Consider the following 22,532-nt stretch of genomic DNA (forward strand, 5'->3'; position numbering starts at 1 on the left):
GACCAGCCGTGACGCCGATCGACCCGCCCGGCCGCACCACCCGCACCGTGCCCGCCACCTTCCTCGCGGACGCGGACTCCCCCCAGCGCGAGCCCGCATCGCCCCGACGGGCCGGGCCGCGCGCGGCGGCGCGCCCCGCCCCCGCCCCGGGCGGCGAGCCCGGCGGGGTGCCCGGCGGGGTGCCCGGCGGCGTCCTGCGGCTGCCCGAGGCGCCGCTGCCGCCGTCCGAGGTGGACCGGCTCGTCGGCGGGCAGCACCACGACCCGCACGCCCTCCTCGGTGCCCACCCGGTGCACGGCGGCACCGCGATCCGGGTGCTGCGCCCGTTCGCCGAGCGGGTCGTGGTGGAGACCGCGCACGGCCCGGCCGAACTCACCCACCAGCAGGGCGGCCTGTTCACCGGCCTGCTGGCCGGCGCCGAGCTGTACGAGAGCGGCCCGGCCGACTACCGGCTGCTGGTGACGTACGCCGACGGCGAGCCGGTCGCCCAGTACGACGGCTACCGCACCCCGCCCACCCTCGGCGAGCTGGACCTCCACCTGATCGCCGAAGGGCGGCACGAGAAGCTCTGGCAGGCGCTCGGCTCCCACGTGCGCACCGTCGACGGGGTGAGCGGCACCGCCTTCGCGGTCTGGGCACCGAACGCGGCCGGCGTCCGGCTGATCGGCGACTTCAACCACTGGGACGGCACCGGCCACCCGATGCGCTCGCTCGGCTCGTCCGGCGTCTGGGAGCTGTTCGTACCGGGCCTGGCCGAGGGCACCCAGTACAAGTACGAGATCCACACCCGGCAGGGCTGGGTGCTCGACAAGGCCGACCCGCTGGCCCGGGCCGCCCAGTGCCCGCCCGGCACCGCCTCGGTGGTCACCTCCTCCTCGTACCGCTGGGAGGACGACGACTGGATGGCCCGCCGGGCCCGCACCTCGCACCACCGGGCACCGATGTCGGTGTACGAGCTGCACCTGCCGTCCTGGCGGCCCGACCTCACCTCCTACCGTGCGATCGCCGAGGAACTCCCCGGCTACCTCAAGGGGTTGAACTTCACCCACGTGGAGTTCATGCCGGTGATGGAGCACCCCTTCGGCGGCTCCTGGGGCTACCAGGTCTCCGGCTACTACGCCCCCACCGCCCGGCTCGGCAGCCCCGACGACTTCCGGCACCTGGTCGACACCCTGCACCGGCACGGCATCGGCGTGATCGTCGACTGGGTGCCCGCGCACTTCCCCAAGGACGACTTCGCGCTCGCCCGCTTCGACGGCGAGCCGCTGTACGAGCCCGCCGACCCGCGGCGCGCCGAACACCCCGACTGGGGCACCCTGGAGTTCGACTACGGCCGCACCGAGGTGCGCAACTTCCTGGTCGCCAACGCGGTGTACTGGTGCGAGGAGTTCCACATCGACGGCCTGCGGGTGGACGCCGTCGCCTCGATGCTCTACCTCGACTACTCGCGCGAGGGCGGGGACTGGACGCCCAACCAGTACGGCGGCCGGGAGAACCTGGACGCCGCCGCGTTCCTCCAGGAGATGAACGCCACCGTCTACCGCCGCTGCCCCGGAGTGGTCACCATCGCCGAGGAGTCCACCGCGTGGGACGGCGTCACCCGGCCCACCGACAGCGGCGGCCTCGGCTTCGGGCTGAAGTGGAACATGGGCTGGATGCACGACTCGCTGGTCTACATGTCCAAGGAGCCGGTGCACCGCAAGTACCACCACAACGAGATCACCTTCTCGATGGTGTACGCGTACTCGGAGAACTACGTCCTGCCGATCTCGCACGACGAGGTGGTGCACGGCAAGCAGGCGCTGGTCTCCAAGATGCCCGGCGACTGGTGGCAGCAGCGCGCCAACCACCGCGCCTACCTCGGCTTCATGTGGGCCCACCCCGGCAAGCAACTCCTCTTCATGGGGCAGGAGTTCGCCCAGGGCTCGGAGTGGGACCACGAGCACGGCCCGCAGTGGTGGGTGCTCGACGAGCAGTGGCCGGCGGCCGGCGACCACCTCGGCGTGCGCCGCCTCGTGCGCGACCTCAACCGGCAGTACCTCGACGCCCCCGCCCTCTGGGAGCAGGACACCACCCCGGACGGCTTCCGCTGGCTCGACGGCGGCGCCGCCGAGGACAACCTGCTCTCCTTCGTCCGGTACGCCGCCGACGGCACCCCGCTGGTCGCCGTCTGCAACTTCTCGCCCGTCGTCCGCCACGGCCACCGGGTCGGCCTGCCCGCCCTCGACGGCCGCGAACAGCTCTGGGAGGAGGTGCTGAACACCGACGCCGAGACCTACGGCGGCGCCGGAATCGGCAACTCCCGCCCCGTGAAGGCCGAGCCCGTCAAGTGGAACGGCCAGCCGCGCAGCGCCGAACTGGTCCTCCCCCCGCTCGCCACCCTCTGGCTCCGCCCGGCCTGAGCGGCCCGACCGGCACCGCGGCGGATCGGCCGCGGCCGGACCATTGCGTCCGGCCGCGGCCCGCCCCTAGGCTCCCCTCGCGAGATTGATCGTCAGCAGGCGGGGGCCTGACACGTGTTGATGCTTCTGGGGTGGGTCTACCTCCTGCTGCCACTGGTCTGCTGGGCGGTGGTGATGCGCACCCGGGTGGTCGGAGTGGCGGTGTTCGCCGTCCTGGCGGGCCTGGCGATGGTCCTGGTCGGCCTGGAGTGCGACTGGTACTTCACCCGCGCCACGGCCGAGATCGAGGCCGGGTACCCGTTCGCGGCCGGCCTGGTGATCCTGGTGGGCGTGCTGATCGAGCGGCGACTGCGGGGCCCCCGGCCGAAGGGGGAGTTCTTCACCCCCACCGGCGGGGCGGCCGTCGCGATCTGCGCCCATGCCCTGATCGGGACCGTCATCTGCTTCGTCTACGGCCCCTTCCTCTCCTACGAGGCCTTCCTGCCGAGTGCCGAGGAAGTGTCGATGCCGCCCGGACTGACCGCGCAGAGCACCGACGGCTACTGCGGCTCCAACTTCTGCTCCCGCACTCTCACGATCGTCAGCATCACCGGCCTGCCGCCCGCCGAAGTGGCCAACCGCCTGCGGAAACACCTCGTCACCGACGGCTGGCGCCCCGGGGGCAGCAACACCCTTCTGCGCCGGCACGGCTGGCTGGTGGACACGCGGCTGTCGGAGATCTGGATCAGCGAGAGCCCCCTCGGGGTGTCGGTGGAACTGGCCGGTTCGGAGCTGACCAACACGGACACCCGACCCTGACCTCCCGCCCCTCTTGGCGTGACCTTCGTCCCTTGCACCGACGGGGCCCTCCTGCTCGCGAACGGCTGTTCCCGGTGCGAAGGTATGGTCGATATGACCATCCTCTGAGACGACGGGACGGAGAGAGCCACGTGGCGCGCAGCGTGTACGTGACCGGGATCAACCGAGGCGACGGCCGGCAGGCGGTCGAGCTCGGGGTCATGGAACTGCTCACCCGCCAGGTGGACCGGGTCGGGGTGTTCCGCCCCCTGGTGCACGCGCACGCACCGGGCGAGCCGGGTTCGGACCACGTCGTCGAGCTGCTCCGCACCCGCTACCGGCTGGACCTCGGGCCCGCCGAACTGTACGGCCTCACCTACGAGGAGGCCGCCGCCCTCCAGGCCGCCCAGGGGCAGGACGAGCTGGTCTCCGTCCTGGTCGACCGGTTCCGGGCGGTGGAGCGGCACTGCCAGGCGGTCCTGGTGCTCGGCACCGACTTCGCGGACACCAACATCCCGGACGAGCTGGCCTTCAACGCCCGGCTCGCCAACGAGTTCGGCGCCGCCGTCCTCCCCGTGGTCGGCGGGCACGCCGAGGACGCCCAGGCCGTGATCGCCGAGGTCCGCAACGCCCACCGCGCGTACACCGACCTCGGCTGCGCGGCCCTGGCGATGATCACCAACCGGGTCGCCCCCGGCGCCAAGCAGCGGATCCAGCGCACGCTCACCGAGAAGCTGCCGGTCCCCGCGTACGTGATCCCCGAGGAGCCGGCGCTGGCCGCTCCGACCGTCGCCCAGCTGGTCGAGGCGACCGGGGCCGAGGTGCTGATCGGCGACGCGGCCGGCCTGGCCCGGGACGTCCGCGGCTTCGTCTTCGGCGGCGCCATGCTGCCGACCTTCCTCGACGCGCTGACCGAGGGCGCCCTCGTCGTCACCCCCGGGGACCGTGCCGACCTGGTGATCGGCTCGCTGGCCGCGCACGCCGCCGGCGCCCCGCCGATCGCCGGCGTGCTGCTGACCCTCGGCCAGCACCCCGGCCCGAACGTGATGGCGCTGGCCGCCCGGCTCGCCCCGGGCACGCCGGTCGCGGTCGTCCCCGAGGGCAGCTGGCCCACCGCCGCCGCCCTCACCCACCTGGAGGGCAAGCTCTCCGCGGCCAGCCCCCGGAAGGCCGAGATAGCCCTCGGGCTCTTCGAACTGCACGTGGACACCGCCGAGTTGACCACCCGGATCGAGGTCGGCCGGTCCGAGCGGGTGACCCCGATGATGTTCGAGCACGAGCTGCTGGAACGGGCCCGCTCGTCGCGCCGGCACGTCGTCCTGCCCGAGGGCACCGATGAACGGGTGCTGCGCGCCACCGAGATCCTGCTCCGCCGCAACATCTGCGACCTCACCCTGCTCGGGGACGCGGACGCCGTACGCCGCAAGGCCGCCGCGCTCGGCATCGGCCTGCCCGCCGAGGCGGCGCCTCCCGGCCGCCCGGCCGGGGGAGATCCGGCCGCCGACCGCGCCCAGGTCCGGATCGTCGACCCGGCCACCAGCCCGCTGCGCCGCCAGTTCGCCGAGCTGTACGCCCGCCTGCGCGCGCACAAGGGGATGACCGTCGAGCGGGCGCTGGACGTGGTGACCGACGTCAGCTACTTCGGCACCCTGATGGTCCAGGAGGGCATCGCCGACGGCATGGTCTCCGGCGCGCAGCACTCCACCGCCGCCACCATCCGGCCCGCCTTCGAGGTGATCAAGACCTCGCCGGGCGCGGCCATCGTGTCGAGCGTCTTCTTCATGTGCCTCGCCGACCGGGTGCTGGTCTACGGCGACTGCGCCGTCAACCCCGACCCGGACGCCCGGCAGCTCGCCGACATCGCCATCCAGTCCGCCGCCACCGCCGCCCAGTTCGGCGTCGAGCCGCGGGTCGCGATGCTCTCCTACTCGACCGGCACCTCGGGCTCCGGCGCCGACGTCGACAAGGTCCGCAAGGCCACCGAGATCGTCCGCGAGCTGCGCCCCGACATCCTGGTCGAGGGCCCGATCCAGTACGACGCGGCGGTGGACGCCCACGTGGCGGCCGCCAAGCTGCCCGGCTCACCGGTGGCCGGCCGGGCCACCGTGCTGATCTTCCCGGACCTCAACACCGGCAACAACACCTACAAGGCGGTCCAGCGCTCGGCCGGCGCGGTGGCGGTCGGCCCGGTCCTCCAGGGCCTGCGCAAGCCCGTCAACGACCTGTCGCGCGGCGCGCTGGTCGAGGACATCGTCAACACGGTCGCGATCACCGCCATCCAGTCCCAGGAGCGCGCCGAAGGAGTGCAGGCATGAGCGAAGGTACGCGGGTCCTGGTCCTGAACGCCGGCTCGTCGTCGGTGAAGTACCAGCTGATCGACATGCTCGACGGCACCAGACTGGCCTCCGGGCTGGTCGAGCGGATCGGCGAGGCCGGCGGCCGGCTGCTGCACACGCCGCGCGGCGGGGAGCGGCGGGAGGCCGTCCAGGTCTTCGCCGACCACTGCGCCGCCCTGAAGGCCGTCGCCGAGGAGCTGGCCGCCGACGGCGTCGGGCTGGACTCCCCCGAGCTGGCCGCGATCGGCCACCGGGTGGTCCACGGCGGCCTGCGGTTCACCGAGCCGACCGTGATCACCGACGAGGTGCTCCGGGAGATCCGCCGGCTGATCCCCGTCGCCCCGCTGCACAACCCGGCCAACATCACCGGCATCGAGGTGGCCCGCGCGCTGCGCCCGGACCTGCCGCAGGTGGCCGTCTTCGACACCGCCTTCCACGCCTCGATGCCCGAGCACGCGGCCCGGTACGCGGTGGACAAGGCGGTCGCGGACGAGCACCGGGTGCGCCGCTACGGCTTCCACGGCACCTCGCACCAGTACGTCTCGCGGGCCACCGCCCGGCTGCTCGGCAAGGACCCGGCCGAGGTCAACGTGATCGTGCTGCACCTGGGCAACGGCGCCTCGGCCTCGGCGGTGGCCGGCGGCCGGTGCGTGGACACCTCGATGGGCCTCACCCCGCTGGAGGGCCTGGTCATGGGCACTCGTTCGGGTGACATCGACGCGGGCGTGGTGTTCCACCTGCACCGGGTGGGCGGGCTCTCCGTCGACGAGATCGACGACCTGCTCAACCGCCGCAGCGGCCTGCTGGGCCTGTGCGGCGACAACGACATGCGCGAGATCATGCGCCGGGCGGAGGAGGGGGACGCCGACGCCCGGCTAGCGTTCGACGCCTACGTCCACCGGCTGCGCAAGTACATCGGCGGCTACTACGCGATCCTGGGCCGGGTGGACGCGATCGCCTTCACGGCGGGTGTCGGCGAGAACGCGGCGCCGGTGCGGGCGGCGGCCACGGCCGGACTGGAGGCGCTGGGCATCGCGGTGGACCCCGAGCTGAACTCGGTGCGCTCCGGCGAGGCCCGGATCGTCTCCCCCGCCTACTCACGGGTGGCGGTCGCCGTGGTGCCCACCGACGAGGAACTGGAGATCGCGCGACAGGCCTTCGCCCTGGTGCACCGGCAGTCGGGCCGGTGACGTCGGGGCGGTGACGCACCGTCGTCTCGCCCCTCGGAATCCTTCGTCGGCGATTCCTCTCGATTCGTGCCGAATGCGCCTATAACACGAACGGATAGACTGATCCATATGCGCCGAGCGAAAATTGTCTGCACCCTGGGTCCCGCGACGGACTCCTACGAACAGCTGAAGGCCATCGTCGAGGCGGGCATGAACGTCGCCCGACTGAACATGAGCCACGGCACCCACGCGGACCACGAGGAGCGGTACCGCAAGGTCCGCCAGGTCTCGGAGGACACCGGCAAGGCCATCGGCGTCCTGGCCGACCTCCAGGGTCCCAAGATCCGTCTGGCGACCTTCGCCAACGGTCCGGTGACCGTCGACAACGGCGACGAGTTCACCATCACCACCGAGGACGTCCCCGGTGACCAGCACATCTGTGGCACCACCTACAAAGGCCTGCCCGGCGACGTCAAGCCCGGCGACCCGATCCTGATCAACGACGGCGTCATCGCCCTGGAGGTCGTCAGCGTCGACGGCCCCCGCGTGAAGACCGTCGTCGTCGAGGGCGGCGTGCTCTCGAACAACAAGGGCATCAACCTCCCCGGCGCGGCCGTGAACGTGCCCGCCCTGTCCGAGAAGGACAAGGACGACCTGCGCTTCGCGCTGGCCCTGGGCGTCGACATGGTCGCCCTCTCCTTCGTCCGCAACGCGGCCGACATCAAGGACGTCCACGAGGTCATGGACGAGGTCGGCATCCGCGTGCCGGTCATCGCCAAGATCGAGAAGCCGCAGGCCGTCGAGGCGATGGAGGAGATCGTCCTCGCCTTCGACGCCATCATGGTGGCCCGTGGCGACCTGGCCGTCGAGTACCCGCTGGAGCGGGTGCCGCTGGTCCAGAAGCAGCTGATCACCCTGGCCCGCCGCAACGCGAAGCCGGTCATCGTCGCCACCCAGATGATGGAGTCGATGATCCACGCCTCGCGCCCGACCCGCGCCGAGGTCTCCGACGTCGCCAACGCCATCCTGGACGGCACCGACGCGGTGATGCTCTCCGCCGAGTCCAGCGTCGGCAAGTACCCGATCGAGACGGTCCGCACCATGAGCCGGATCGCCGAGAAGGCCGAGGAGGAGCTGCTCTCCCAGGGCCTCCAGCCGCTGAACCCGGGCCGCAAGCCGCGCACCCAGGGCGGCTCCATCGCCCGCGCCGCCTGCGAGCTGGGCGACTTCCTCAACGGCAAGGCACTGGTCGCGTTCACCAAGTCCGGTGACACCGCGCGCCGGCTCTCCCGGTACCGTTCGCCGATCCCGGTGATCGCGTTCACCCCGGACAACGCCACCCGCAACCAGCTCTCGCTGAGCTGGGGCGTCGAGGCGCACGTCACCGAGCAGGTCGGCTCCACCGACGCGATGGTGGCCCAGGTCGACGGCGAGCTGCTCCGGATCGGCGAGCTGAACGAGGGCGACACCGTCATCGTCACCGCCGGCTCCCCGCCCGGCGTCCCCGGCAACACCAACATGGTCCAGGTGCACCACCTGGGCACCCGGAGCGAGTAACCACCCGCGCCGGAAGACGCCCGTGGGGCGGTCCCTCCTCACCGGAGGGGCCGCCCCACGGGCGTCTGCACGACCTGGTGCTCCTACTTGTCGCTGTACGGCTCGTCGTCGTTGTACATCCGCATGCCGGGGATCTTGAGCGTGCCGCCGAACTGGCCGGCCTGCTTGGCCGTGACGCCGGTGAGCTCCAGGTCCAGCGGGATCGGGATCGCGCCGATCAGGTCGTAGAGCCAGCGCGGCAGGGTGTCCGGCGTGAGGGTGATCTCGCCCAGGTCGATCGGGACCGGCAGGCCGAGCACCTTCGAGAGGTGGCCGGAGAGCCGCTCCACGTACATCGTGACCTGGCCGTTGCGCATCGTCGAGGTCGAACCCGGGGCGCCCTTGACGTGGAAGGTCTTGCCGTTGCCCTCCAGTGTCGACATGTCGAGGTTCTCGATGTCGACGCTGTTGACCACGAACTTCAGCACCCGCTTGGTGCCGGTGGGCGTCCGCACGTCGTAGACGCCGTGGAAGGCCGCGCCGTGCAGACCGAGGCGACTGCTCTTCAGCGTCCAGTTCTGCTCCGGGACGACGTGCCCGGGCGCGGGCGCCCCGGCGGTCAGACCGCGGGCGTCCACGTCGCAGTTCGGATTGGCGGTCGGCGTGCCGGTGGCCGACGGGGTCGCGGTGGCGCCCGCGGACGGCGTGGCCTTCGGGGTCGCCCTGCCGCCGGTGGACGCCTTCGGGGAGGGCGTGGTCTGCGCGGTCCCCGTGGGCTGCGCGGCCGTGGTGGGCTGCGCGGCCGTGGTGGCTCCCGGCGCGGGGGCCTGCGGCGCGGCCGGGGCCTGCGCGGGCTGCGTCTGGACGGCCTGCGTCTGGACGGCCTGCGGGGCCGGGGCCTGCGGCGCGGCCGCACGGGCGCCGGCGGCGGCCGACGGCGAGGCCGAGGCGCTCGGCGAAGCGCTCGGGTGGATCAGATTGGTGACGCCGCCGACCAGGTCGTCGATGAGCCCGGCCTGCACCACGCCCCCCTGGCCGCCGGTGGCGCCGGAGCGGACGGCGGGCGGCTGGGTCGCGGCACCGGTCGGCTTCACCGGCGCGGTCGTCGCGGCCGGGGCGGCGGGCGTCGTCGGAGCGGGCGCCGTCGGGGCGGTCGTCGGCGCACCGGTCGGCACGGTCGTCGGCGCGGTCGTGGCGGCCCCGGTGGGCGCCTCGGACGGGCCGGGCAGCGGGGTCAGCTCGCTCTTGGGAACGGGCGTCTCCTCCACCGGCGTCACGTCCGGGACGGACTCGGGCGCGGAGGCGCACGGCTTGCCCGCGGCGGGCTCGGCTATCGCCGGGTTCGGCGTGTAGGCGGCGGCCATCAGCAGTGCGGTCGGCACCGCGGCCATCGCCAGCGCGCGTCCTCTCAGCCGGACCCGGACGGGCGTCCGGGGGGCCGCGTGCCGGCCGGAGCGCTGCTCCGGCAGGACGGGCCGGCCCTGCTGGTCCTGCGAGGTCACCGCGCCTCCCCGTGGTCACCGGCCGGCTGCGGGGCGGTGCCCTCGGCGGGGGCCTGGGCCTTGTCCAGGACCGGCGGCTCGGCCTGGCCCGGGACGGCCGGCAGCGGGGCCGTGGCGGCCTCGGCGGTGGCGGGAGCGGCGACGGCCTCGGCGGTGGCGGTGGCCGCCTCGGGCGGATTCGGCGCCCAGGCGAGCATCAGCCCGCCGCCGATCAGGCCCGGCAGCAGCGACATGCCGAAGCCGGACAGGTTGGAGACCGGGATCGAGACCAGCGTCAGCAGCATGGTGGCGACGCCCGCGAAGAACCGGACGGCCGGCTGGAACCAGGCGGTCAGACCCAGCACGATCAGAAGGACGCCGATGATGAGCGATCCGGCACCGGCCGTCGTCGCCATGGTGACCGTCATGCCGTTCAACGACAGCTTGGCGTAAGGGAAGTACATGACCGGGACGCCGGCGATCATGGCCATCAGGCCGCCCCAGAACGGGCGGGACCGGCGGAAGTGACGGAACACCCGAAGCACCCAGTGGACGGTGTTCTCGTGCTCGACGGGCCGCAGCTCGGCAAGGGCGCTGGACACGGTGCAGCTCCTCGATGGTGTGAACGAGGGGAAAAACGGGAGGGGGAGGGCCGGGGGCGGCGCATGCGCCGTCCCCGACCCCCCGGGTGCCGTGGTCGGAGGCGGGTCCGCGGACCTGCCTCCGGTCAACGGCCTAGTAGCACTCGTGCCCGCCGTCGGTGTGCAGCTGGAGCTTCAGGCCCTGGAGCTTGAAGGTGCCGGCCGAGGTGGCCCACGCGGTCTGCTTGACGTCGGTCAGGTCGGCCTTGTCGGCGGCCTGGGCGAAGCCGACGCCGCCCGAGGGCAGGCCGGTGCCGAGCTTGGACTTCCAGCCCTGGGTGGCGGTGCCCTTCAGGGTGGAGGCGTCCTGGCCGATGTTGATGTTGGTGAAGGTGGCGTCCGCGCTCAGCTGGTCGAGGTCGATCAGCAGGTTCTTCGCGGAGACCTGCTTCGCGACGTCGTCGCTCTGGCCGGCCTCGAGGCGCAGGGTGATCTTGGGCAGCTTCCACGGCAGGCCGGGGATGATGTTCGGGTCGGTCACCACCGACTGGCAGAGACCCTTGATCGTGGCGTCGTCGAACGCCGAGACGGCGACCGGGTGCGGCGTGCCGTTGGTCTCGGCGTCGATCGAGCCGAACTGCGCGAAGTTCGTGCCGTGCAGCTCCTGCGCGGTGACCTTGAAGTTCTGGCCGGAGACGCTGAACGAAGCCGCCAGCGCGTTGTTGGCCATCGCGACGCCGACCGCGGCGGTGGCGGCGATGCCCGGCACCATCACGAGGGCGAAGCGCTTCCAGCGGGTCTTGCCGTAGGTCTGGGACATGCGAGTCCTCCTTCTAGGACGTACATCTCCGGCGCCCGGCGGTGCGTCCCGCACCGGTGGGGGCCTGGGATGGGAGAGAGCTACGTCCTCGGTAGCGGAGAGCGCCTTGGGCGTCGTCGGACGCGGGAGCGGCCGGCACACAGCGGCACTCCCGTCCCTTCACCGGCCACCCTTGCGGGGCGGCGGGCAGGACCGACGACATCGGCGATCACCCCCGAGCGACAACCAGCGACCGCGCGGGCCGCGCGGCCGGATCGAAGGACAGGAACCGCCGTGGGACCGCGGATACCCCCCTGCCCTCCCTGCCGCCGGCCAGGGCCGACGGCTCACCCGGTGGGGATCCCTCGCTCCGTCGCGCCGACCGGCTGTCGGCGGGGTGGAGTCTGGGACCGGGCGTCGCCGATGCTGCTTGAATCCCGGGCGAAGCACAAGGGGTTCATTACTGACGGGTAATCCAACATCCAGTGCCGACGATCATGAAAATTTCCGCTTGCGCACCCTGAGTGACGAATTGAAGGAATCGTGACGGCGAAATCCGCCGGAAACAGCAGCGAAACACCCGTGGGTGGTCACGCGAAGTGACCACCCACGGGCGTTGTCAAGATTTGGTAAACCTCTGACGCGATGACCGGATTGTCGCCAAATCTCCAGCGACACCGCAGGTCACCCGCCGTGCCAGTACGGACCGGCGAAAGGGTTACGGACCGTGATCCGAAACCGGGTCAGAACAGGACGCGGGCCAGCGCGGTGCGCGCCGCCGTCACCCTCGGGTCGTCCGCGCCGATCACCTCGAACAGCTCCAGCAGCCGGAGCCGGACGGTGTCGCGGTCCTCGCCGAAGGTCCGTCCGACGGTGTCCACCAGACGCCCGAAGGCGTCCTCGACGTGCCCGCCGACGAGGTCCAGGTCGGCCGCCTGGAGCTGGATCGCGACGTCCTTCGGGCTCGCCGCGGCCGCGGCCCGGACAGCCTGCAGGTCCAGCCCCTCCACCCGGCGCAGCAGCTGCGCCTGGGCCAGGCCGAGCCGGGCCTCGGTGTTGCCCGGCTGGTCGGCCAGCACGTTCTGGTAGGCCTGGATCGCGCCGCCGAGGTCCCCCCGGTCGAGCGCCTCGTGCGCGGCGGCCAGCGCCGGGTCCTCCGGCACGTACGGCGCGGCCTCGCCCGGCTCTCCGGCCGGCGCGCCGCTGCCGCCGGCCACGCCGAAGCGCTGCTCGGCGACCAGGATCAGCTGGTCCAGCACCTTGCGGACGTTGGCCTCGCTCTCGGCGCCCTGGAACAGCGGCACCAGCTGGCCGGCCACCACGGCCATCACGGCCGGGATGCCCTGGATGCCGAACTGCTGCGCGATCAGCTGGTTGGCCTCGACGTCGATCTTGGCGAGCACGATCCGGCCGGCGTACTCCTCGGCCAGACGCTCCAGGATCGGGCTGAGCTGCTTGCAGGGCCCGCACCACTCGGCCCAGAAGTCGATGACCACCGGCACTTCGGTGGAACGCTGGACGACCTCGGCCTCGAAGGTGTCCTCGGTGACGTCGATGACGAGCTCGTACGGGGCCTGGGGGGCCGCCACACCGGACGCTTCGGCGGCGGCCGCCTGACGGGCCCGCTCGGCCCGGGCCTGCTCGGCCTTCTGGGCAGCCTCGCCGGCTGCCTTCACTGCGGCGAGGTCGACCGCACCGCGCAGGGCGGAGCTGTTGAGACGCGAATTCCGTGGCTGCATGGCACTATCCTCCCCCGTCCGCGCCGCCGACGGGCACCAACCTCGGGGAAAGTCGCCCCGCGCGGGCTGCGCGGCACCCGATCCCCGGGCGGACGGCCCGTCCCCCGGTAGCCTGAACCGTTCGGCGCGGATCCCCACCCGCGCCCGCGCCGCCCCGTCCCACGGGTCACGGCGCCTGGTCGTCACTGCTTTCGCTACGAGTCGTAGCGTAACTGGACCGAGGCCCCCTGTCGCAACCCCCTCCGGCGTTCCCGGGACGTGAGCTGCCCCACTTTCCCGGGTGGCCTGGCTGACCGGGACGGCGAGGAGTCGCTACCGTTACCGGTCCCACCCATGTTACTTACCAGTAAACCGCAAGGAGACCCGGTGTCGGCCCCCCAGCCCCCCGTGACCCCGGCGCGCCCGGACCACCGGGAAGACCCCCCACAGGCCCCGGAGGGCACCGACGGCACCACCACCCGGGCCAAGGGCAGACCGCGCAGCGCCGCCGCCGACCTCGCCATCCTGGACGCCACCCGCGAGGCCCTCGCCGAACTCGGCTGGGGCGGGCTGACCATGGGTCACGTGGCCACCCGCGCCAAGGTCGCCAAGACCACCCTGTACCGCCGCTGGCCGTCCAAGAACGAGCTGGTGGTGGACGCCGTCGCCAGCCTCTTCGACGAGCTGGTGATGCCCGACCTCGGCAGCCTGCGGGCCGACATCGAGGCGGTGGTCACCCAGTTCGCCGACCTGCTGGCCCGGCCGGAGACCCAGGCCGCGCTGCTCGCGCTGTTCGCCGAGGGCACCCGCGACCGTCAGCTGCGGCGGCGGATCCGGGAGGCGATCGTCGACCCGCAGAAGCGGCTCGTCCGGCAGGGCCGGGCGGCCGCGCAGGCACGCGGCGAGCTCGCCCCGGACGCCGACGAGGCGACCGCCGGCGAGGAGATCGACATCATCTTCGACACCATCGCCGGGACGGTCGAACACCGGGTGCTGGTCAGCGGCGAGCCGATCACCGCCGACTGGACCCGGCGCTTCACCAGCCTGCTGCTCGGGCCGTTCCCGAGCCTGCTGGCGGGCTGAGCGCGGGCCGGCCCCCGGGCCGGCTGCGGACAGCACGGAGCCGCCCCGCACGTCGGTACGTGCGGGGCGGCTCCCGTGTGCCGGGAGGGCCTCAGAAGCGGGCCGTCTCCCGGTAGATCCCCCACTCCTCGCGCAGGGCGTTGCAGATCTCGCCCAGGGTGGCCTCGGCCCGCACCGCGTCCAGCATCGGCGGGATCATCGACTCGCCCGAACGCGCCGCCGCCAGCATGGCCTCCAGGCCGGCCCGCACCGCCGCCTCGTCCCGGCCCGCCTTCCGCTCGGCCAGCACGCGCACCTGCTCGCGCTCGACCTCGTGGCTGACCCGCAGGATCTCCAGCTCGGGGGTGACGCTGCGCGGGTGGCAGTTGACGCCGACGACCCGCTTCTCGCCCTTCTCCACCGACTGCTGGTACTGGAAGGCCGCCTCGGCGATCTCCCCGGTGAACCAGCCCTCCTCGATCCCGCGCAGGATGCCGGAGGTGATCGGGCCGACCTCGTGGTCCTCGCGGCCCTTGTCCAGGATCCGCTGGAAGATCGCCTCGGCCTGCTCCTCGATCCGGTCGGTGAGCGCCTCGACGTACCAGGAGCCGCCCAGCGGGTCGGCGACGTTGGTGACGCCGGTCTCCTCCATCAGCACCTGCTGGGTGCGCAGGGCGATCTCGGCGGCCTGCTCGGACGGCAGCGCGAGCGTCTCGTCCAGGGCGTTGGTGTGCAGCGAGTTGGTGCCGCCGAGCACCGCGGACAGCGCCTCGACGGCGGTGCGGACCACGTTGTTGTACGGCTGCTGCGCGGTCAGCGAGACACCCGCGGTCTGGGTGTGGAACCGCAGCCACTGCGCCTTGTCGGTCTTGGCGCCGAAGCGGTCGCGCATCCAGCGGGCCCAGATCCGGCGGGCGGCGCGGAACTTGGCGATCTCCTCGAAGAAGTCCAGGTGCGCGTCGAAGAAGAAGGAGAGGCCGGGCGCGAAGACGTCCACGTCCAGACCGCGGGAGAGGCCGAGCTCGACGTAGGCGAAGCCGTCCGCCAGCGTGTACGCCAGCTCCTGCGCGGCCGTCGCCCCGGCCTCGCGGATGTGGTAGCCGGAGACGGAGAGCGGCTTGTACGCCGGGATGCCCTCGGCGCAGTACGCCATCAGGTCGCCGATCAGGCGCAGGTGCGGCTCGGGGGCGAAGAGCCACTCCTTCTGGGCGATGTACTCCTTGAAGATGTCCGTCTGCAGGGTGCCGTTGAGCACCGCCGGGTCGACGCCCTGGCGCTCGGCGGCGACCAGGTACATGCAGAAGATCGGGACGGCCGGGCCGCTGATCGTCATCGAGGTGGTGACGTCGCCGAGCGGGATGCCCTTGAACAGGACCTCCATGTCGGCGGCCGAGTCGATGGCCACGCCGCAGTGGCCGACCTCGCCGAGCGACTTGGCGTCGTCGGAGTCGTAACCCATCAGGGTCGGCATGTCGAAGGCGACCGAGAGGCCGCCGCCGCCCGCCTCCAGGATCATCCGGTAGCGCTCGTTGGTCTGCTCCGCGTTGCCGAAGCCGGCGAACTGGCGGATGGTCCACGTGCGGCCGCGGTAGCCGGTGGCGTGCAGACCGCGGGTGTACGGGTACTCGCCCGGCCAGCCGATCCGCTCGAAGCCCTCGACGGGCTGCCCGGCGGGCGGGCCGTAGACCGGCTCGACCTCGTCGCCGGAGAGGGTGGTGAAGTCCGCGTCCCGCTTGCGGGCGCTGTCGTACCGCTGCTGCCAGCGCTGCCGCCCGCGCTCGATCTCCTCGGCGTCCATGGCCAAGAACTCCGCTCCGTACGGCCGCCACGGCGTCGGGGCGGCACAGCTATTAGGACGTCCTACTAATTTACTCGGACGTCCTAGTACTTGTCGATGGAGACGGTACGCGCAGGACGGGCCGCAGGGGCGGGGCGAAACGCCGGGCGCCCCTCCCCGGAATCGGGAAGGGGCGCTCGCACGGGCCGGTGCGGTCAGACGCCGGCGGTCTGCCGGGCGGCGCCGCCGGCCGGGAGCCGCTCGGCGGCCTCGCGGACCACCCGGCGCTCGGCGACGAAGGAGGCGAACGGGATGCAGCCGGCGGCCAGCGTCAGGATCATCCGGCCGAGCGGCCACTTGAGCTTCTGGCCGAGCAGGAAGGTGACCACGAAGTACCCGATGTACAGGTAGCCGTGCAGCATCGCGACGTAGGTGGTGAGGTCCTCGGCGGTGTCGAAGCCGTACTTCGCGACCATGAAGCCGCAGAACACCAGCAGCGCCACACCGGTCGCAATGGCCAGGGCCCGGTACCAGCCCAGCAGGGGGTTCGCCTTCATACTCTTCATCGCCTCGCTCGGCAGGGATCGGCCGGTACGCCCGGATCCGCGCACCGCTCCCACGAGGGTAGCCGCCGCTTACGGGTGCGCCGCGCAGCGCCCTGCCCGGCCGCGGGCGCGCCCTACCCGGCGGGGGCCGCGTCCGGCCCGGTGAAGTCGCCGGCCGCCACCCGCAGCGGGCGGAGCAGCTCGAAGACCTCGCGGCACTGGTCGGCGTCGTACTCCTCCAGGCCGAACTCCATCGCCATCAGCTCCCGGGTGGCCTCCTCCACCACCTCGCGGCCGCGGCCGGTGATCGAGGCGAGCACCCCCCGGCCGTCCAGCGGGTTGGGCCTGCGGGCGACCAGGCCGGCCCGCTCCAGGCGGTCGACGGTGTTGGTCACGCTGGTCGGGTGGACCATCAGCCGCTCGCCGATCTTGGAGAGCGAGAGCTCGCCGGTCCGGCTGAAGGTGAGCAGCACCAGCGCCTCGTAGCGGGCGAAGGTCAGGCCGTACGGCTTGAGCACCGTGTCCACCCGCGAGAGCAGGATCTGGTGGGCGCGCATGATCGAGGTGATCGCCGCCATCGAGGGGGCTCCGCCCCAACGACGGGTCCAGAGCTCGTCGGCGCGGGCGATCGGGTCGAAGTCGAGTGCGAGGGGCTTGGCCACCTCCTAACCGTACCGGCGGGCGGGAGCGCCGCTATCAGGCGTCCTGATGGTGGACAAGCGCAACACGTGGCGGGATCCCGCCAGCGGGGCGGCCAGGTCCGTACCAGGACATTGCCGCGATGTGAACGGAAGCCAACCCCGCACGCCCCACAGGTCGCTGACCACCGACCAGGCGTTCGGCCCGCTATCAGGCCTCGGTTCGGGCGGTAACCCGCTGAAAGACGGGGTGATTCGCCCCTTTCGTCACTCTGTTCACAATCCGCCGGGCTGGCGAGACCTGGCCAATTGGTGAACCAGACCTGTCATTTCACTTGTTGGATTGTCATGCTTTCGGCCAGCCCCGTCCGGCAGCCACCGCCCCACTCACCGGTGGCCCGCCGCTCGACCGCACGGAGCAGCCCGTCAGCGCCCGTTCCGCCCCTCAGGTGCCAACCCCGGCACCCCGGGACGAGGTGCGACCGCGCACACGCGGTTTTCCGGAAGGACCTGTACGTGAAGCGAAAGCTCGCAGCCGGCGCCGTACTCTCCGCCACCGCACTCCTCACCGGCGTCATCCAGGTGAGCACCGCCGCCCAGGCGACCCCCGCCCCCTCGGCCCAGGCGCAGGCATCGCAGCAGCGCGAGGCCGTCCTCGCCGTGGCGAAGGGTCAGGCCGACCCGCTGGCCAAGGCGCTGGCGCTCGGCGGCCAGGAGAAGCTGGTCGCCAAGGACGCCGTGGTGGACGCCAACGGCACCCGTCACCTCCGCTTCGAGCGCACCTTCGCCGGCCTGCCCGTCCTCGGCGGCGACCTGGTGGTCCACCAGGCCGCCGACGGTGCCGTCAAGGCCGTGGACAAGGCCGTCGGCGCGACCATCTCCGTGCCCAGCCTCACCCCGGAGATCCCCGCCGACAAGGCGGCCGCGCAGGCCTCCGGCGCCGTGCAGGCCACCGTCGGCATCACCGCCGACAAGGACGAGTCGCCGCTGAAGGAGGTCCACCAGACCGGCGCCGCCGAGCTGGTGGTCTGGGCCGCGGACGGCAACCCGCGCCTGGCGTACCGGACGACCGTCGAGGGCGTCCGCGCCGACGGCACCCCGAGCAGCCAGCTGCTCGTCACCGACGCCGCCAGCGGCGAGGTGCTCTCCACCCACGAGCAGGTCCAGACCGCGGCCGGCAGCGGCAACGGCGTCTTCGTCGGCAACGTCCCGCTGACCACCACGCTCAGCGGCTCGACCTACCAGCTGAAGGACGCCACCCGCGGCGGCCAGTCCACCGTCAACTTCAAGAACCGGACCTCCGGCTCGGGCACCCTCTACACCGACGCCGACAACGTCTGGGGCACCGGCGCCGCCTCCAACACCCAGTCCGCCGCGGTCGACGCGCAGTACGGCGCGGCCGCGACCTGGGACTTCTACAAGAACACCTTCGGCCGCAACGGCATCAAGAACAACGGCGTCGGCGCCACCAGCCGGGTCCACTACGGCTCCAACTACGTCAACGCCTTCTGGAGCGACTCCTGCTTCTGCATGTCGTACGGTGACGGCGCCGGCAACACCCACCCGCTGACCGAGATCGACGTGGCGGGCCACGAGATGACCCACGGCGTCACCTCGGCCACCGCGGGCCTCAACTACTCGGGCGAGTCCGGCGGCCTCAACGAGGCCACCTCGGACATCTTCGGCACCATGGTCGAGTTCTACGCCAACCTGGCCACCGACAAGCCGGACTACCTGATCGGCGAGCAGATCGACCTCAACGGCGACGGCACGCCGCTGCGCTACATGGACAAGCCCTCCAAGGACGGCGGCTCGGCCGACTCGTGGTCCTCCGGCGTGGGCAACCTGGACGTCCACTACTCCTCGGGCGTGGCCAACCACTTCTTCTACCTGCTGGCCGAGGGCAGCGGCGCCAAGACCATCAACGGCGTCAGCTACAACAGCCCGACCTCCAACGGCTCCACCCTCACCGGCATCGGCCGGGACAAGGCCGCGGCCATCTGGTACCGCGCCCTGACCGTCTACTGGACCTCCACCACCAACTACAAGGGCGCCCGCACCGGCACCCTGAGCGCGGCGGCGGACCTGTACGGCGCGGGCAGCGCCGAGTACAACGCGGTGGCGGCCGCGTGGAGCGGTGTCAACGTCAGCTGACGTGACCCGCTGGGGGCCTGAGGGCCCCGCGAGCGCCCGGGGCCCTCACTGGGAGGGGAGGCCCCGGGCGCTCGCGCGTCCGCGGGCCCCCGGCGCCCTCGCCCGGGCCCGCGTAGCAAGGGCCGACGGGCCGGGCAAGGCCGGCCGCTGGCGGGATCCCGCCAGCGGGGCGAAACGCCCGAACCGGGCATCCGCCGCACCCGGACCACCCGTACCGGCGACTGGCGAGACCTGGCCAATCCCCGGCGGCGCCCTGTCCTTCCCCCCTGTCGGGTTGTCATGCTTGCGTCCAAGCCCCGTTCGACGGCCGTCGCCCCCACCCACCGACCAGCCGTCCTGGACCGCACGGGAGCAGCACGTCAGCGCCCTACCGCCCCAAGGCGCCACCCCCGGCGCCCCGGTATGCGGCGTGACCGCGCACACGCGGTTTCGTGGAAGGAACCCCGTACGTGAAGCGAAAGCTGACAGCCGGCGCCGTACTCTCCGCCACCGCCCTGCTGGCCGGCGCCATCCAGGTCGCCGCGGCCCCCGCCCAGGCCTCCGCGCCCTCCGTCGCCCAGCAGCGCGACGCCCTGATCGCCCTGGCCGGCGGCGAGGCCGCCCCGGTGGCGCAGTCGCTCGCGCTCGGCGGCCAGGAGCGGCTCGTCGTCAAGGACGCGGTGCTGGACGCCAACGGCGACCGCCACCTGCGCTACGAGCGGACGCTCGGCGGCCTGCCGGTGATCGGCGGCGACCTGGTGGTGCACCAGAAGTCCAACGGCTCGATCACCTCGGTGGACCGGGCCTTCACCGGGCAGCTGTCGCTGCCGAGCCTCACCCCGGCGCTCTCCGCCGACAAGGCCTCCGCCCAGGCGCTCGGCGCGGTCCGGGCCACCGTCGGCATCACGGCGGACAAGGACGAGGCGGCGATCAGCCGGGTCGACGGCGCGGGCACGGCCACCCTGGTGGTCTGGGCCGCCGACGGCAGCCCGCGGCTGGCGTACCAGACGGTGGTGCAGGGCCAGCGGGCCGACGGCACCCCGAGCAGCCAGCGGCTGGTCACCGACGCGGCCACCGGCGAGGTGCTCTCCACCCACGAGGAGTTCCAGACCGCGACCGGGAGCGGCAAGGGCGTCAACGTCGGCTCGGTGACCCTGACCACCACCCAGAGCGGCTCGACCTACCAGCTCAAGGACGGCTCGCGGGGCAACCAGTGGACCGGCAACGCCGCGTCCGGCAACGCGCTCTACACCGACGCGGACAACGTCTGGGGCAACGGCCTCGCCTCCAACACCCAGTCCGCCGCGGTCGACGCGCAGTTCGGCGCCGGTGCGACCTGGGACTACTACAAGAACACCTTCGGCCGCAGCGGCATCAAGAACAACGGCGTCGGCGCGAGCAGCCGGGTCCACTACGGCTCCAACTACGTCAACGCCTTCTGGAACGACTCCTGCTTCTGCATGACCTACGGCGACGGCTCCGGCAACACCCACCCGCTGACCGCGATCGACGTGGCGGGCCACGAGATGACCCACGGCGTCACCTCCGCCACCGCCGGCCTGGTCTACTCCGGCGAGTCCGGCGGCCTCAACGAGGCCACCTCGGACATCTTCGGCACCATGGTCGAGTGGTACGCCAACCTGCCGGTGGACGTGCCCGACTACCTGATCGGCGAGAAGCTCAACATCAACGGCAACGGCACCCCGCTGCGCTACATGGACAAGCCCTCCAAGGACGGCGCGTCCAAGGACTCCTGGTACTCCGGGGTCGGCAACGTGGACGTCCACTACTCCTCGGGCGTGGCCAACCACTTCTTCTACCTGCTGGCCGAGGGCAGCGGCGCCAAGACCATCAACGGGGTCAGCTACAACAGCCCGACCTCCAACGGCTCCACGGTCACCGGCATCGGCCGGAACAAGGCGGCCGCGATCTGGTACCGCGCCCTGACCGTCTACTTCACCTCGACCACCAACTACAAGGCCGCGCGCACCGCGACCCTGAAGGCGGCCTCCGACCTGTACGGCGCCACCAGCACCGAGTACAAGACGGTGGCCGCGGCCTGGAGCGCGGTCAACGTCAACTAGCCACGGCGGACCACCCCCGGAAAAGACGGCAGGCTGCCGGGGCCCTCTGGGAGAGGAGGCCCCGGCAGCCTGTCGGCCGTCCGGCGGTCCAGGCCGCGGGTCAGGCGGCGGCGGGCTCGCGGGCCGGGGCCGCCACGCCGAGCTCCTCCTTCTTGAGCAGACGCTCGGCGAAGAACCCGCCGGTGGGCAGCACCGAGAGGACGAAGAGCAGGGCGCCGCGCTTCACGTCCCACTTCTGCGCCTGCCACGCCATGATCCAGAACACCACGTAGAGGATGAACAGGATCCCGTGGACCATGCCCATCACCGGGACCGCGTCGAAGCTCGTCTTGCGCTTGAGCACCGAGCAGACCAGGAGCAGGAGGAAGGAGAGGCCCTCGGGGCCCGAGACCAGGCGCAGGCGGTGGACGGCACTGCTGTTCACGATGGCGTACCTCATACCGGAGTCGAAGATCGCTTGTGAACCGGCTCACAAGCATCCCCGCCATTATCGCCGAGCACATGTCCGAGCCCCCGGCCGGGGTGCACCCCCGTGCCGGACGTCACAGCCCGGACGCCACGGCCCCCGACGCCACGGCCCCGGATGTCACAGCCCTGCAGCAGATCGCCCCCGGTCGCGGCGCCGGGCCGTCCGGCGCCCTATCCTGCTGCCGCGCCCCGGCGATCCGGGAGCCGTCCGCATCGCAGCACCACGGGGGTACCACCGATGTTCAAGCTGGACTGGGACCGAAGGACCTGCGCCCGGCGCGGGCACGTCACCTACGCGCCGGCCGAGCCCGAGCTGAACCGCCGCCTGCACGCGGCGACCGCGCTCGGCGACGCCTGGCGCTGCCTGCGCTGCGGCGACTTCGCGCTCGGCGCCCCGCACGGCTCCGGACCGGCCGAGGAGGCACCGCTGGTGCCGCGCGGCAAGGCCCTGCGGGACCTCTTCATCCTCCGCTTCCTGGCCGTCGAGCGGCTGCTGCGCGGGCTGCTGATCGTCGTGGTCGCCTGGGGTGTCTGGAAGTTCTCCAACAGCCAGGACGCGGTGCGCCGGGTCTTCGACGAGAACCTGACGGTGTTCCGGCCCGTGACCGAGCACTTCCACTGGGACCTCGAACACTCGCCGATAGCCGACACCATCCGCAAGACCTTCGACTACAAGCACAGCACCCTGCTGATCGTCGCGGGCGCGCTCCTGGTCTACGCGCTGATCGAGATCGTCGAGGCGTACGGCCTCTGGCTCGGCAGGCGCTGGGCCGAGTACCTCACGGTGGTGGCCACCGCGGCCTTCCTCCCGCTGGAGGCGTACGAGCTGACCGAGCACGTCAGTGCGCTGAAGGTCGCCACCCTGGTGCTGAACATCGTCGCCGTGCTCTGGATCCTGCTCTCCAAGCGCCTGTTCGGGCTGCGCGGCGGCGTGGTGGCCTTCGAGGCCGAACGCCACTCGGCCTCGCTGCTGGAGGTGGAGCTGGCCGCCGGGGCGGTCCCGCACGGTGCGCACACCTGAGCCCG

General features: G+C 72.2%; 17 protein-coding genes. 9 read left to right on the plus strand and 8 right to left on the minus strand.

The genetic code is table 11. The features are described from left to right. The first annotated feature begins 8 nt into the window (after positions 1-8). From glgB to pyk, 5 genes are all read left to right on the plus strand, one after another. Positions 9-2,402, plus strand: coding sequence for a 1,4-alpha-glucan branching enzyme (glgB, locus tag C2142_RS13550; protein ID WP_241002561.1), 2,394 nt, complete (start codon positions 9-11; stop codon positions 2,400-2,402). 114 nt (positions 2,403-2,516) lie between these two features. Further along, a complete protein-coding gene (locus C2142_RS13555) occupies positions 2,517-3,200 on the plus strand; it encodes a hypothetical protein (protein WP_162002467.1) in 684 nt (227 codons plus the stop codon). A 131-nt stretch (positions 3,201-3,331) separates the two neighbouring features. Further along, positions 3,332-5,494 carry a phosphate acetyltransferase gene (gene pta / locus C2142_RS13560; RefSeq protein WP_148642872.1) on the plus strand — a complete coding sequence of 721 codons (2,163 nt, stop codon included), beginning with the start codon at positions 3,332-3,334 and terminating at the stop codon, positions 5,492-5,494. After that, on the plus strand, positions 5,491-6,705 hold the full coding sequence (locus C2142_RS13565) for an acetate kinase (RefSeq protein ID WP_148642873.1): 1,215 nt from the start codon (positions 5,491-5,493) through the stop codon (positions 6,703-6,705). The genes pta and C2142_RS13565 overlap by 4 nt, the downstream gene beginning before the upstream one ends. A gap of 108 nt (positions 6,706-6,813) precedes the next feature. Further along, the gene (pyk, locus tag C2142_RS13570) at positions 6,814-8,241 is read left to right on the plus strand and encodes a pyruvate kinase (protein ID WP_148642874.1); all 1,428 of its coding nucleotides are present in this window, start codon (positions 6,814-6,816) and stop codon (positions 8,239-8,241) included. 83 nt (positions 8,242-8,324) lie between these two features. Here pyk and C2142_RS13575 read toward each other — a convergent pair whose 3' ends face one another. From C2142_RS13575 to C2142_RS13590, 4 genes are all read right to left on the minus strand, one after another. Next, positions 8,325-9,722 (minus strand): hypothetical protein, encoded by a 1,398-nt coding sequence (locus C2142_RS13575; RefSeq protein ID WP_148642875.1) that lies wholly within the window; start codon positions 9,720-9,722, stop codon positions 8,325-8,327. Next, positions 9,719-10,303 carry a DUF6114 domain-containing protein gene (locus C2142_RS13580; RefSeq protein ID WP_194235778.1) on the minus strand — a complete coding sequence of 195 codons (585 nt, stop codon included), beginning with the start codon at positions 10,301-10,303 and terminating at the stop codon, positions 9,719-9,721. The genes C2142_RS13575 and C2142_RS13580 overlap by 4 nt, the downstream gene beginning before the upstream one ends. Before the next feature lie 133 nt (positions 10,304-10,436). After that, entirely contained in the window at positions 10,437-11,102 is a 666-nt protein-coding gene (locus C2142_RS13585; protein WP_148642876.1) for a DUF6230 family protein, read from the minus strand. Between the two features lie 722 nt (positions 11,103-11,824). Further along, the gene (locus C2142_RS13590; RefSeq protein ID WP_148642877.1) at positions 11,825-12,820 is read right to left on the minus strand and encodes a tetratricopeptide repeat protein; all 996 of its coding nucleotides are present in this window, start codon (positions 12,818-12,820) and stop codon (positions 11,825-11,827) included. A 366-nt stretch (positions 12,821-13,186) separates the two neighbouring features. Between C2142_RS13590 and C2142_RS13595 the strand changes: the two genes are divergently transcribed. Beyond that, positions 13,187-13,882 (plus strand): TetR/AcrR family transcriptional regulator, encoded by a 696-nt coding sequence (locus C2142_RS13595; RefSeq protein ID WP_241002562.1) that lies wholly within the window; start codon positions 13,187-13,189, stop codon positions 13,880-13,882. Between the two features lie 91 nt (positions 13,883-13,973). On the opposite strand, the gene C2142_RS13600 is transcribed toward C2142_RS13595, so the two are convergent. From C2142_RS13600 to C2142_RS13610, 3 genes are all read right to left on the minus strand, one after another. Beyond that, positions 13,974-15,659, minus strand: a complete 1,686-nt coding sequence (locus C2142_RS13600; protein WP_148642879.1) for a methylmalonyl-CoA mutase family protein — start codon at positions 15,657-15,659, stop codon at positions 13,974-13,976. A gap of 194 nt (positions 15,660-15,853) precedes the next feature. After that, positions 15,854-16,195 (minus strand): DUF3817 domain-containing protein, encoded by a 342-nt coding sequence (locus C2142_RS13605; RefSeq protein WP_148642880.1) that lies wholly within the window; start codon positions 16,193-16,195, stop codon positions 15,854-15,856. A gap of 122 nt (positions 16,196-16,317) precedes the next feature. Then, complete coding sequence (locus C2142_RS13610) at positions 16,318-16,845, minus strand: MarR family transcriptional regulator (RefSeq protein ID WP_148642881.1); 528 nt, start codon at positions 16,843-16,845, stop codon at positions 16,318-16,320. 492 nt (positions 16,846-17,337) lie between these two features. Here C2142_RS13610 and C2142_RS13615 point away from each other — a divergent pair, with 492 nt between their 5' ends. Then, positions 17,338-18,975, plus strand: a complete 1,638-nt coding sequence (locus C2142_RS13615) for a M4 family metallopeptidase (protein ID WP_241002563.1) — start codon at positions 17,338-17,340, stop codon at positions 18,973-18,975. A gap of 449 nt (positions 18,976-19,424) precedes the next feature. Next, a complete protein-coding gene (locus C2142_RS13620) occupies positions 19,425-21,038 on the plus strand; it encodes a M4 family metallopeptidase (RefSeq protein ID WP_148642883.1) in 1,614 nt (537 codons plus the stop codon). 100 nt (positions 21,039-21,138) lie between these two features. On the opposite strand, the gene C2142_RS13625 is transcribed toward C2142_RS13620, so the two are convergent. Next, complete coding sequence (locus C2142_RS13625) at positions 21,139-21,477, minus strand: DUF3817 domain-containing protein (RefSeq protein WP_148642884.1); 339 nt, start codon at positions 21,475-21,477, stop codon at positions 21,139-21,141. A gap of 267 nt (positions 21,478-21,744) precedes the next feature. Here C2142_RS13625 and C2142_RS13630 point away from each other — a divergent pair, with 267 nt between their 5' ends. Next, positions 21,745-22,527 (plus strand): DUF2127 domain-containing protein, encoded by a 783-nt coding sequence (locus tag C2142_RS13630; protein ID WP_148642885.1) that lies wholly within the window; start codon positions 21,745-21,747, stop codon positions 22,525-22,527. The last annotated feature ends 5 nt before the right edge of the window (positions 22,528-22,532 follow it).

The organism is Streptomyces sp. CB01881 (genome assembly GCF_002953255.1).
Classification (GTDB): Bacteria; Actinomycetota; Actinomycetes; order Streptomycetales; family Streptomycetaceae; genus Kitasatospora.

Coding starts and splice junctions, on each gene's coding strand:
- C2142_RS13590 (WP_148642877.1), bottom strand. CDS start 12,820: ATGCAGCCACGGAATTCGCGTCTCAACAGCTCCGCCCTGCGCGGTGCG.
- C2142_RS13585 (WP_148642876.1), bottom strand. CDS start 11,102: ATGTCCCAGACCTACGGCAAGACCCGCTGGAAGCGCTTCGCCCTCGTG.
- C2142_RS13605 (WP_148642880.1), bottom strand. CDS start 16,195: ATGAAGGCGAACCCCCTGCTGGGCTGGTACCGGGCCCTGGCCATTGCG.
- C2142_RS13630 (WP_148642885.1), top strand. CDS start 21,745: ATGTTCAAGCTGGACTGGGACCGAAGGACCTGCGCCCGGCGCGGGCAC.
- C2142_RS13600 (WP_148642879.1), bottom strand. CDS start 15,659: ATGGACGCCGAGGAGATCGAGCGCGGGCGGCAGCGCTGGCAGCAGCGG.
- C2142_RS13625 (WP_148642884.1), bottom strand. CDS start 21,477: ATGAGGTACGCCATCGTGAACAGCAGTGCCGTCCACCGCCTGCGCCTG.
- pyk (WP_148642874.1), top strand. CDS start 6,814: ATGCGCCGAGCGAAAATTGTCTGCACCCTGGGTCCCGCGACGGACTCC.
- C2142_RS13565 (WP_148642873.1), top strand. CDS start 5,491: ATGAGCGAAGGTACGCGGGTCCTGGTCCTGAACGCCGGCTCGTCGTCG.